Here is an 11,967-nt window from a genome sequence, read left to right on the forward strand (position 1 = left end):
CTTGACTCAGGTGGAGAGGTTCCCGTGGTTATGGTACACCCAATACATCAATGCCAAAGCATGACCCACGGTATCTGGCGAAGCCAGATCTAACACGATACAGCGTTAAGAAAACGATTAAGTATCATTTTTAGCTTGACCTCACTAATTATCCCTTCTCAACTTTCTTCAACTCTTGAATTAATTTCTTATGCTCCTCGTCACCAATATTTTTATCTCGATAAGTAAGTGACTTGATAGCCTCTGGTCTACCGTAGCAAATTACACTATCACCAATATTGATTATGGTCTTACCATTAGGTGCTCCCATAAAGTTTTTTTTCTTACCGTCACGCCTTTCAATACTGAGTATCAAAGTCCCTTCACGATCGAGTTTAAGGTCTTTGAGTTCTTTACCAAGCATCCAACTATCTTCTTCAATGGTGATCGCCGATATAACAAAACCCTTACCGAGTCCAAGGATCTCATGGTAATCAAAGATTTCCAGATGAGAATATTTCTCAAGCGCATCTATAATGAGTTTTTTCATTGCATAAGCAATAAACTTGGAGCGCACAAAAAGAATAATACTAATTAATCCTACAAATAGAATTGCAAAAATCACCATGACATCTTGAGTTTCTTTGCCATTGAATGCCAAGATCAATGAAGCAATAGATGTTGTTAAACCCGCGTTACCGCCAAGGATAAGTATCTTGATGATATTTCTTCTTGTCGGATGAGTAAGTATTGTCTCGGATTCTTTAGTTGTAAAACCAGCACCGGTAAATGCAGAGAGCGATTGAAAGCCAGCAATATCAGGAGACAGACCCGTCAGCTCAAGTGCAACAGAAGCTACTCTGATAACCAGCATACTTAATAAAATGACAAAAAATAAACTGAAGAGGGCAAGCATCTATAATTACATTATACCCAGAATGTTGTTAATGAGAGCGCGTCTTTTGGGCTCACAATGATGGATTGATTATTTAACTAGTTCTAAAATCTTTTTCAACGGCAAACCTAAAATAGTCTCTGCCTCACCTTCAATTTTCTCAAAAAGCGTATGACCATTGCGTTCAAACATATAGCTACCACAGGAATGATATGGTTTTTCAAGTTCTACATAGTCAACAATTTCTTGATCAGTTAAAGCTCTCATTGTCAGTCTTGCAGTTTGATAAATCTCTGCTATTAAGGTATCACCTTTGAAAACACAAGCACAGCAGTGTTGAGTGTGAGTTTCACCTCGCAATAAACTAAGATGCTCGATGCATTTTTCATGAGAACCCGGCTTATCGAAGATCTTGCCATCTAGTTCACAAACTTGATCAGCTCCAATTGTAATAGCATTTGGATATTTTACTGATATTGATTGAGCTTTGGCTATAGCAAGGCTCAGTCCTAAATCCTTTATACTCAATTTACTGAGTTTGGTTTTCAACTCTTCCTCATCAATCTCTGGCTTAATCACTTCAAACACAATGCCAGCCTTTTCAAGCATGATCCTGCGTGTCTCTGATCCTGAAGCTAAAATAATTTGCTTTGCCATCTGAACCTAATTATTATAATGGTAAAATATGCTTATGTTCAAACTTCTTTCACCAATTAGCGTTATCTTAGTAGCACTAGGTCTAATGACCCGCAAAGACACTTCAAAGCATGTTCCATTGATGCTCTCTGCTTTTATTGTAGATTTCATCCTCTTAATCATGATTGAATTTACAGATCATGCAGTAGAAGTGGTTGTAGAAGAAGTACAGAATCCAGCCATGAATATGTTTACCATTTTTCACGCTAGTATCTCAACGGTACTACTCTTGTTATACTTTGCGCTAATCTATACAGGATTTGCTCGTCTTAAAGATAGAACCAAGTTTGTACAGTTACACAAGATGCTCGCTTATGCCTTTATCATTTTCAAACTGACTAACTTTATTACAGCTTTCTACGTAGTTTAAGATCAATGAAGCTCCCCGATGCAGAGCATAGGGGTATCTTCATTAGACTTACTGCAAAAGTCGGAATTATCCTTAAAGCAAACGCAACATTCGTTGCGGTTGCTACCTTTTTTAAAGCGACATCACTAGCAAAACGGGGTTTTGCAGGATGTCTATTAATCAGGTGCGTATCGAAGTCATTGGTAGTTTAAATATCGGCCATTAAGTCTAAGTCAAATAATATAGATCAAGCTTAAAGATGGAGAGTCAGATGTATATAGCTGAGGCATAAAACAATGAGGAGACACCTTATGAGCCCAGACGATGAATATGAATTTAATGAAATCGCACAAGCAGCGGCAGTTGAAGCTTCAAAAAGCATCTCAGACTTTCTAGGCCAAGCTGTAGAATTAAATTTTTCTAGATTAATAGACTCCTCAATGACTAGTAACAAAATCATTGTCAAAAGCGACTCTCTTTTAGTTTCTGCCTCAATCAAGGGATATGGTCCCCTATCACTAATTATTAGTAATATCCATGCACTCAACCTTTCTAATATATTTAAAGAAAACAATGGAGAATCAGCAGAAACAGAACTTAAAGAAGAAGATCAACAAACTCTTGCTGAACTTTGCATCGAAGTTCTCAATTCAGCAATAGCATTCTTCATGAAGAGCAATGACGCTGCCGTTCTTGAAGTTCTAGAAACTAGTTCAAAATCATTAATAGCTAACGATAGCTCAAGTCTTGAACTTCCAGCTGGAATAGAAGACTCAATTGGAATGGGCTTCAAAATCAAAACAACTAGCGGACTTGAAGCAGTTATTCAAGTTGAAGCCAATTCAAAACTCGTAGAATTTTTAGCTCAGACACTTGTAGGTTTAAGACCTGAAGCTAGAGAAGGTATAAGCATAGAAGAAACCGGTACTGAGCCAGTAACTACTGAAACAACTGCGGCAACAGAAAATCAAGCCACAACCAATCCTGAAACGACTCTATCAACTAATGATGATGATGTAGTAAACCCTAGTCGCAACCTTAATTTCATGCGCCATGTAAACATGGAACTTGTTCTTGAGCTTGGCAGATCAGAAATGCCAATGAGAGATATTTTAACGCTGACACGTGGCTCAGCTATCGAGCTTGATAGACCTTGTGACAAACCAGTAGATCTTTATGTGCACAATCAATTAATTGCACGTGGTGAAGTAGTTGCAATTGATGACAACTTCGGCATCAAGATTGTTGAGTTGGTTGGCAACCTTGACGTGAGCCAAGGGCTTGCAGCACTAATGCAGTAAATATAAATAGAACCTCAAAAGCATAATAAGCATAGAGGGCGGTAGCTAAGCCATTGGTAAAACCATATGAATGCAAACCAACACCAAGTAAATTAATTCCAAACCAAGATGTTATAACAACAACACAAGCGAAGACACTCGCTAGTGCAATACCAAACTCTTTGAGCATGCCAGCGAGCCTAGCATGAAAAATGATAGAAGACCAAAGTACTATCAATAGCGCACCATTTTCCTTGGGATCCCAGCCCCAGAATCTACCCCAACTCTGATCAGCCCAAATCCCGCCAAGCATAGTACCTAGAAAGCTAAAACAAAGTCCAAAAGCCAAAACTGGCAATATCAATTTATAACTGCGTTTCGCTGCTTCTGAAACCCCATTAGTAGCAAAAAGTCTCTGTAATACGTAGACATGCCCAATAATTCCCGCCATAAAGACTCCAGCATAACCAATACTAATACAAACTACATGAGTTGATAACCAGAAATTAGAATCGAGTACGGCAATTAATACTTGCATGGTATCACCGTCACTAGCAAACTTGCCTGAAACAAGTAAAAGCAATAAAGCAACAAAGCTAGTCAAAATCAAACCAAGATTTTTGTCTACTATTTTATAAATAATCAAACCAATCATCGCAGTAATTAAAGCAACAAATATAAAGGTCTCATATAAGTTAGTCACTGGGGGACGACCTTGAATGATTACCCTAGAGACAAGTCCAAACAGGTGCAGCGCAAAGCCACATAATGACGTCAATAGAGAAAGCCGCCTTAAAACTACAGGCCAAAAGACAAAGCTCATCATTATCAATAAAAAAGCCAAGCCATAAAGGAACTTTGCATTACCAAATGGATTGATTTTATTATAAAGAAGCTCTAAATCAGTATGAATTCTTTTATCAAGCAAACGCGGTTTCAACAGAGTATTAAAAGCGATAATTGATTCATTGAATTGCGTTTGATTAGCATAATGATAAGCCTGATAAATAGAGTCAAGCAAAAGCAATTCTGGTTTATTTGAATCTTCCGTCAACAACAAGTCCCAAATAGTCATAGTCTCTTGTCCAAGAGGAATCACCTGAAACTCGACAATCGGTGTATACAGCTCATCAAAAGCCTTATGAGTTTCAATCCAAGAATATAAAGCGAGAGCCAAACGAACTACTTCTTTATCTTTTTCGCTCAATTGTTTAGCATTAGAGGTATCCAAATTAGACATCCACTCTTCAAGCAAGTTTGAAGCATTCAATATTGCAAAAAGATTATTCTCACCAGACTTGATCCCCAGATACTCAGTTGTTTGAGCAATATTAAAATCACTGTGATTAAAAAAGATACTAAATGAATTCAAGAGTTGATGATAACTATTGAAATTACTATAGACCCGAATAAACTCATTGTCCAAATCTGTTCTATCAGCATCTTCTTTATTTAAAGCAACAATGGTAAAGCTATAAAGCTTCTCAAAGCTCTTTTCTAATTGATCAAAACTATATTTACGGTGTTTAACCGGTTCAATCTCTAAAGCCTCAAGCAAAGCAGGATCATTAATCAAAAAGATCTTTTTATCGGTTGCCTTCGCTGGCTCAAAGACAGTCTGAGCAAACCATTGTGTCGCATCAACCTTCGCTATCTTTGAACGGCCAGAAAAACGCAATAATAAATTACGAGCATAACTTGCTAATGGTTTGTAACGCCCTTGCTCCAAGACTGTAATTCTCTCAAATTGACTCAAGTCAATTTCTTTGGCTGCAACAGGCAAGGTCAATATACAAAGAACCACTACCATCTTGAGGACTGCAAAACACGATGTCCAGATTTTTATATAAGGACTGGATCCTGAGGCTTTGCTCAGGATGACGGCTTGATTAGATTTAAGCATCTCGCCTCCTTAAATAAGTAAAGAAAGCAAAACCAAAATGCCAAAATAGACCAAGAGAAATAATCAAACTGGATATATAAGGAAGCAACCTTGCATGATTTTTTACAATAGCAAGCACTGTAAATTCATTACCATCAAGATCAATGCCATAACTGGATTGATAGACAGTATAAGCAGTGGAACGGAAGGGTTGATTCATCGAAATCGTATATTTGCGCTTGCTATCACCCTCTACTAGTTTCACCTTGCTTAAATAGGACTTGGCAGTTTGAGTACCAGGATGCAAATCTCTTTGGACATCCAATAATTGAATTGCAAAAGGCAAAGTATATTGTTTGCGTCTCAATTCAAAAACATATTGCTCATGGTCAATAGTCATAAAAGCCATACTCTCTTGCTGACCTTCCAGTATGAGTTCTCTGTTATCAACGACTAAAGTCACAGCTCTATTGTTCTTTTCAAAATCAGTTTCAACAGGAAGGTTCTTTAAAATACGCCCAGCAAAAGGCGTATCAAAGTATCTAGCGTTTAAGTATTTAGTACTAATATAGATTTTGTGAGCATCAATAGACTCATTTTGGAAGTCGGATTTATCTCCAAGAGCAACACGCGCTTTCTGCGCGGTTGCTACCTTTTTTTGAGCGCCCTGTACATCGAAACTTTGTTTCGAAACAGGTCTAAGCACAACAAATTTACCAACACTTAGATCTTGTTCTTTAAATATCCATTCTTCTCCGTCTTTCCAAACAGCAAGCTCCCAGAGCATATAATCAGAAGCAACGTTGCTTTGCTCAGCTTCCTTCAATTGCATAAATGATTCCTCACTAAAATGCAAAGTCATAAAAGCACTGAGCATAAGTACAATCAAACCAGTATGAGACAGTATCAAACCAAGATTGGACCAGCGATAGCGAAAACGCAAACACAAAACACTAACAAGGTTGATAAATAGAACCCAAATCACCAAGCGAGCTCCAGGTACAATATATAAACCAGGTACAAACCAAGAATTAAAGTAACGCTGTTGAGCTAAATAAAGACCATATTCAACTTGATCAATAGTCCCGAGCAAAACTAAAACAGCAAGCAAAAACAAACAAACAACAGTAAGTTTCAATGAAGTCAAAAAAGCAAATATTGGGTTTTTGAGTAAGCCTGAGCGCATCAAATAAATAATGACACGAATTTACAAGTGCCGCACGAAGGAACATAATACGAGGTAGAATGGGCTCATGGGCCATTCGGATCGAACTCAAATAAACTACCAGCGTATTTGGAATTTAGCTTGGCCTATCATCCTTGCAAATATCACCATCCCACTCATTGGTGCAACCAATATTGCAGTAATGGGCAGAATGCCAAGTCCCGTTTATATCGGAGCAGTCGCTCTTGGAGTTGTGGTACTACAATGTATTTATTGGAGCTTCTCTTTCTTGCGCAAAGGCACCACTGGAGTAACAGCTCAAGCCTATGGCGCGCAGAATTATCCAGAAATATATTTATCCTTGGCTCGTGCTCTTTTATTAGCTTTTAGTCTCGGAATAATCGTAATAATTTTCCAAGAACTAATTTCCTGGTTAGCCTTCAATGTCTTTCTAAACGGAAGTGAAGAAGTCGAAGCACTTGCTAAAGAATATTTTGGGATCAGAATCTGGGGATCAGTTGCAACTCTTGGCAACTACGTTATGCTGGGCTGGTTTTATGGAGTACAACGTCCTAAGCTCGCATTGGTTTTGCGTATCGCGATGAACGCACTGAATATTCCACTTGCAATCTATATGGTGCTCGGACTCAAGTGGGGAGTTGCTGGTGCTGCCTGGTCGGCCCTGATCTCACATCATTTCGTATTCATTATAAGTATCATTGCTGCATTTATTTTAGCCAAAAAAGAACTCTCAATGACGCATGGGCAAATTGATTGGAGCTTTTTGAAAGGAGTACTTGAATCGAGTAAATTAACAAGACTCTTTAAGATCAACATAGATTTGTTTATTAGAACAGTTTTGTTATTTATCGCTTTTGCTTGGTTTACTTCTGCAGCTGCAAGCCGTAGTGATTTGGCGCTTGCTGTTAACACAGTCCTACTTAATTTATTTTGGTTTGTTAGTTATGCGCTTGATGGTTTTGCCAATGCAGCTGAAGCGCTAATTGGGCAGGCTTTTGGTGCCAAGAATATTGAAGCATTTAATCAAACAGTCAAAAAAACAAGTCAAATGGGGCTGGCTTTTGCTGTTTTGTTTGCCTTGGTTTATTTTTTCTTTGGCGAGAGCTTATTAAGTTTGCTCACAAACTTAGATTCAGTCAAAATTGAAGCAATGAAATATATGCCTTGGCTTATTGCAATTCCAATTACTGGGATTGCTGCTTTTCAATTTGATGGTATCTATATTGGTTTGACTCATACTCGGGTCTTAAGAGATATGATGATGATTTCTTTTGCGCTGTATGCTCTTGCTGTAACACTATTGCCTCAATACTGGGGTAATCATGGGCTCTGGTTAGCTTTGCATCTTTTTCTGATTATCAGGGGTCTTTCCCTATTAATTCCTTTTAATTCAATGAAAGCCAAATTATTTTCGTAAGGCAGGTTTAAAAGTCCAAAAATTTGGGTATATAGTATATATCATCACAAATCACACTTATGATTTCTAAACTTATAGATACTTAGCGTTTTCATATATCGGGCCTTTATTGGCTTTCTTTCTTTTTATATATTAATCGCATCAAATATTCTTAAACTTTATATAAAGCTTATTTAGACTTTATTCAACAAGAAAATTTATCCACAAAGGAGATAAACATGTCATGGTTTTTACTATTTTCAGCAATCATTTTAGAAATTCTCGCAACTGTTCAACTCAAACTATCACTAGGGTTCACTCGTTTTGATCACACCCTTAGTACAGTAATGCTCTTTAGCTTGAGCCTGATTTGTGCAGCTTTTGCTTTCAAAAAAATTGATATTGGACTAGCTTATGCTTTGTGGTCTGGACTAGGTACAGTTGGAATAGTTGCAATTGGAATACTATATTTCAACGAACCATCAAGCATCATAAAGATCTTTTTTGCTTGCTTAATTGTTGTTGGAGTTGTTGGTATTAATTATTATAGCTAGGGTTTAAAGCTTTGTCATTTCCAGTCTGTCACACAGAGGATACCAAGCTTCATCTATTAAGGATACACTGAAAAATAGACTTTCTCGCTCCTTATGTGACACGTGCTCTGCACGGTCACAACCTTTTATCATGGACCCGACTAGAAAAACTTCGTTTTTCAGCGTGTCCTTAAGCTCTACAACTTGACTCAGCTGCATTCGTCAAGCCGTATAGAAAATCCACGCTTAGATCCAATTTATCTAAGCCATGTTTTGCCATTACTTTAGTAAAGTCATCTGCAGCAATTGCTTTTTGCAAATCATTTTTATTGATTTCAGCATTATCACCATTTTGAACTTCATACATACGTCTAGCCAGTTCTACCATTGCATTTGCTTTAGTATATTTGTGGCTATGATAATCTACTTGAAACAAGATTTGCTGAATAACATTGCTCGGAAAGCCCCACTTGTTTAACAAAGTAGCAGACAATTCCAAATGATTGATACCAAACTTCTCTGTCTCCAAAGCAAGTCTTTGATGAATACCGGGCTCAGCCTGACATATTTTAAACTCTTCCTCATAAAATAATTTAAATACTAAACTACCAAGGTTATGAAATAACGCAAGCATATAAGCTTCATCAGTAGCGTCTACACTCTGATCTAACATTGCACAAAATCTTTTGGTTGCTATTGAAATAAAAACTGTTCGAAACCATAATTTCTTGTCAGTGATTGAATTTCTTGCAGCTACAAACAAAGCTATGTTTTTGATTGTATTAAAACCGACATAATCAACAACTTGAACAAGACTACGGAATGGTTTTCTAGCACCGACTGCTGCAGAATTACCATACTTGAAAACATTAGCTGCAAGTACTTCATCTAAACCTAAAGTATCGGCAATTTGTTGTCGTCCCACCGCCGGATCTTCAACCATCATAATTAATTGAATTGCAATTGGCGAGATAGATGGCATCTTCTCCGCTTTTGCAACAACTTCATGGGCCTTATCTACCGTTTTTTGTATCATTATTCTTTTCTCCATAGCCCAGGTTTCTCCTTGACATATAGCTATATATATCGGCACTTTAGCCGGATACTTGAATTTAAAAATATTAATAATAGACATCCTGCAAAACCCCGTTTTGCTAGTGATGTCGCTTTAAAAAAGGTAGCAACCGCAACGAATGTTGCGTTTGCTTTAAGGATAATTCCGACTTTTGCAGTAAGTCTAATGAAGCTTAGTCCATCCCCAAAGCAGTTTTGGAACTTATCCTTAAGCAATCCTTAACCAAGGTCAACTGAAACCAAGTAACCACCATACTTTCTAAGATTAATAACCCCAGTATCCATTATCCAATACTGACCTTTAATACCGATCAAAGTACCTTCTACTACCGGGTCCTTATCCAAGTTAAAACTTTTTACTTTATCAGGATAGCTAATCACTGGATATTCAATTCGTTGGATTTCAGTTTTTTCTGACAAGACTTCTGCTTCTTCCAAAATATAACTCAAATCCTCGTCAAAAATATCTGCTTCAATAAAGGATCGTACCCTGGCAAGCACATTTATTTTTTCTACTTCAAGATCTCTATGATCTATATTATTTTTAAGCATTTTTTGCCAATTAGTTTTGTCTTGCATTTCTTTAGCAAGTTCAGCCTCAATCAAACCAGCATGATAACGGCGTCTCAAAGTCATCACTCGCAATGCTTGCACTGCACCTTGATCTACCCATCTAGTTTTTTCTTGCATTTGCCGAGTAACACCAATCTTGATTCCACTAGTGAGCGCTAGATAAATTGAATGATTAATATTGCAATGCGACTGTGCAAAATCATTATCGCGACAAGTACCTTCATCAAAATGGCAAAGCTCTGGTTTTATAATGCAAGTGTCACACTCTGCAAGATTTTGCAAACAAGGAAAACAATAACCCTGTCCAAAACTCTTGTTTGTTTTTCTGCCACAAGCAACACAATTAATTTGGTCTTGAAATTCAATCTTGACTTTTTTACCAATATATTGATTAATCGGCTCCAATGTCTCATCTTTACCTTCAATCATCCGAAGCTGATAGTCAATTGAATTATCAGAATTGATTTGATGTTTCATTTTACGAAGATGTGCTCTATAGTTCGACATTACATTAAAATAACACGAATCTGAATCGTCGTGAAAATTGCTATACTAGAAATATAATGATGACGATACAAAAACTGATTACTAGGCCACTATTATTGATTTTATTGGTTGGGCTAGCACCAAGCTTGCTTTCTTGTTCAAAGCAAACTAGTATAAATTCCCCAAATACCCCACAAACAAATGTGAATACAAGTATTGAAGAACCACTAGAAGTAGCCACGATTGAAGGTGATCATTATATTGCCATTGCAGCACCACTAACTGGTCCTTACAAGGAACTTGGCAACAGCATCGTAGAAGGTGCCAGTTTTGCAGTAGAAGAATTCAACATGACCGAAGCACCTGAGAAACACAAAATCGGCACACTTATAATTGATGATGGTGGCTTAGTTTCAGAAGGATTAGCAAGAGCTGATTTAGTTATCGCTCAAAACGCTCTTGGTGTAGTTGGCCACTTGAATTCAGCTATCTCAATAGAAACCTCTAAGAAATACTCACAGTCAGGCATTGCAGAGATTTCACCAGCTTCTACCAACCCGAAACTAACAGAAAGAACAGATATCAAAGGTTATGTATATAGAACCATTGGTACTGACAGACAACTAGGTGATGTTGCAGCAAGGTATGTAATGTCAAACGCCCAATTCAAAAGAGTAGCCGTACTTTATAACGACAGAGCTTATGGTGTTTCTGTAGCGTCAGAATTTGTTAGAGTACTGGCGAGGGATCAAGAAAAAGAGATAGTACTTTATCAAGCAATTCCTGTTCGTACCACAGAGCATAGGGCAACAGCCAACAAAGTTGCTGAAACAAAAGCAGACTTAGTATTCTTCATTGGTGAATACAATGATGCTGCTTACTTAATCAAAGAACTCAAAAATGCTTCTCCTGAAACTCAATTTTTAGCAGCAGAGGGTGTTCATCATCAAACCTTTATTGATCTTGCCGACGGTGCAGCCGAAGGAGCACTTGTCATCGGAACCGCTCCAGCACCAGACTTCATTCGCGAGAGATATAAACAAAAATACAACAAAGAAAGCTCAGGCTATGTTGGCACTAGCTACAGAGCTACAATGCTATTACTTCAAGCAATCAAAGCAAACAAATATAAAAACCCAGAATCAATTGCAGTGACTCTTGGCGAAAATAAAATATTTGATCCTAACGGAGATTTGATTGAACCTGATTTTGTAATTTATAAGGTCGCAGGATCAAAGTTCGTTAATTAACCAACTAAGACATTCTTCGTTAACTTTATCTACAGGAATACTAACTACACACGGACAATCATAACTATGTAGTTCTTGGATTCTTGTTTTCAGTTTAGAATAATTCTCTTTTTTAGTTTTAAGTATTGCAACAGACTCACTTGCTTGCTCTATCTTTCCTTGCCATTTGTAGATTGAATAAATTTGTGGGAAAATATTCGCACAAGCAATCAGGTTTTCGTCCAAGAGTTGTTTGGCAATAGCTTTTGCTTCAGTTTCATTTTCACAAGTCAAATAAATTAGAATCATGGTTTTTAGCTTAACAGGCTATATGGTAAACAATGACACTCCGCCTGAAAATTCCTACTCCCCGCTGCAAGCAGACGGGGTATCTACGGAATTTTCTGCC

Annotated in this window: 12 protein-coding genes; 5 read left to right on the forward strand and 7 right to left on the reverse strand. The window is 37.5% G+C overall.

What is annotated here, in order from left to right:
- Positions 1-148: 148 nt before the first annotated feature.
- Both O3C63_02155 and O3C63_02160 read right to left on the reverse strand, forming a co-directional pair.
- On the reverse strand, positions 149-895 hold the full coding sequence (locus O3C63_02155; protein ID MDA0771724.1) for a TrkA C-terminal domain-containing protein: 747 nt from the start codon (positions 893-895) through the stop codon (positions 149-151).
- Between the two features lie 69 nt (positions 896-964).
- Positions 965-1,531: a Maf family protein gene (locus O3C63_02160; protein MDA0771725.1), complete on the reverse strand. Its 567-nt coding sequence runs from the start codon at positions 1,529-1,531 to the stop codon at positions 965-967.
- Between the two features lie 34 nt (positions 1,532-1,565).
- Between O3C63_02160 and O3C63_02165 the strand changes: the two genes are divergently transcribed.
- Together O3C63_02165 and O3C63_02170 are read left to right on the forward strand one after the other, a co-directional pair.
- A complete protein-coding gene (locus O3C63_02165; protein ID MDA0771726.1) occupies positions 1,566-1,940 on the forward strand; it encodes a hypothetical protein in 375 nt (124 codons plus the stop codon).
- Between the two features lie 275 nt (positions 1,941-2,215).
- A complete protein-coding gene (locus O3C63_02170) occupies positions 2,216-3,220 on the forward strand; it encodes a flagellar motor switch protein FliN (GenBank protein ID MDA0771727.1) in 1,005 nt (334 codons plus the stop codon).
- On the opposite strand, the gene ccsA is transcribed toward O3C63_02170, so the two are convergent.
- Together ccsA and O3C63_02180 are read right to left on the reverse strand one after the other, a co-directional pair.
- A complete protein-coding gene (gene ccsA / locus O3C63_02175) occupies positions 3,156-5,102 on the reverse strand; it encodes a cytochrome c biogenesis protein CcsA (protein MDA0771728.1) in 1,947 nt (648 codons plus the stop codon). The two genes, O3C63_02170 and ccsA, sit on opposite strands and share 65 nt — an antisense overlap.
- A complete protein-coding gene (locus tag O3C63_02180) occupies positions 5,095-6,267 on the reverse strand; it encodes a cytochrome c biogenesis protein ResB (protein ID MDA0771729.1) in 1,173 nt (390 codons plus the stop codon). Before O3C63_02180 ends, ccsA begins: the two co-directional genes overlap by 8 nt.
- Before the next feature lie 67 nt (positions 6,268-6,334).
- Here O3C63_02180 and O3C63_02185 point away from each other — a divergent pair, with 67 nt between their 5' ends.
- Complete coding sequence (locus O3C63_02185; GenBank protein MDA0771730.1) at positions 6,335-7,684, forward strand: MATE family efflux transporter; 1,350 nt, start codon at positions 6,335-6,337, stop codon at positions 7,682-7,684.
- A 218-nt stretch (positions 7,685-7,902) separates the two neighbouring features.
- Positions 7,903-8,217 carry a multidrug efflux SMR transporter gene (locus O3C63_02190; GenBank protein MDA0771731.1) on the forward strand — a complete coding sequence of 105 codons (315 nt, stop codon included), beginning with the start codon at positions 7,903-7,905 and terminating at the stop codon, positions 8,215-8,217.
- Between the two features lie 169 nt (positions 8,218-8,386).
- Here the strand turns inward: O3C63_02190 and O3C63_02195 are convergent, their stop codons facing one another.
- Positions 8,387-9,232 (reverse strand): HDOD domain-containing protein, encoded by an 846-nt coding sequence (locus tag O3C63_02195; protein ID MDA0771732.1) that lies wholly within the window; start codon positions 9,230-9,232, stop codon positions 8,387-8,389.
- A gap of 257 nt (positions 9,233-9,489) precedes the next feature.
- Positions 9,490-10,350, reverse strand: a complete 861-nt coding sequence (locus O3C63_02200) for a DUF2797 domain-containing protein (GenBank protein ID MDA0771733.1) — start codon at positions 10,348-10,350, stop codon at positions 9,490-9,492.
- A gap of 56 nt (positions 10,351-10,406) precedes the next feature.
- Here O3C63_02200 and O3C63_02205 point away from each other — a divergent pair, with 56 nt between their 5' ends.
- Positions 10,407-11,579 carry a branched-chain amino acid ABC transporter substrate-binding protein gene (locus O3C63_02205; GenBank protein ID MDA0771734.1) on the forward strand — a complete coding sequence of 391 codons (1,173 nt, stop codon included), beginning with the start codon at positions 10,407-10,409 and terminating at the stop codon, positions 11,577-11,579.
- On the opposite strand, the gene O3C63_02210 is transcribed toward O3C63_02205, so the two are convergent.
- The gene (locus O3C63_02210; protein MDA0771735.1) at positions 11,562-11,867 is read right to left on the reverse strand and encodes a divalent-cation tolerance protein CutA; all 306 of its coding nucleotides are present in this window, start codon (positions 11,865-11,867) and stop codon (positions 11,562-11,564) included. The genes O3C63_02205 and O3C63_02210 overlap by 18 nt on opposite strands.
- Positions 11,868-11,967: the final 100 nt, after the last annotated feature.

It is taken from the genome of Cyanobacteriota bacterium (genome assembly GCA_027618255.1).
Taxonomy (GTDB): Bacteria; Cyanobacteriota; Vampirovibrionia; order LMEP-6097; family LMEP-6097; genus JABHOV01.